At 61.9% G+C, this 270-nt stretch carries 1 protein-coding gene; it reads left to right on the top strand.

Going from position 1 to position 270, the window contains the following annotated elements:
- A partial coding sequence (locus RAD04_RS38755; protein WP_461627977.1) for a hypothetical protein occupies window positions 1–270 on the top strand: 270 nt, incomplete at both ends.

Here is a 270-nt window from a genome sequence, read left to right as displayed (position 1 = left end):
CGTCGGTGGGCTAAGCGCTGCCCGCCGCCTATTACGCGCGGTGAACGAGGCCCGTGTTTGGCAGGCAGCGGTATCGGCCAAAGTGCTCGACACCCACCGACAACTGCATGAGCATTTGCTCGCGGACGTGATTCACCACGCTCGTGTCCTTGGTTGGGACGTGGAGGCAGACGACGATGGAGTCGAATTCACTTCACCAGACGGCGGCGTCGCAACCTTCGATCAGGACGAAACGAGCCCCTACGCCGTAGCTGAGGAGTTGCACGACAC

It is taken from the genome of Bradyrhizobium sp. 25ACV, from assembly GCF_054863005.1.
This window is presented reverse-complemented; position numbering and strand designations above follow the sequence as displayed.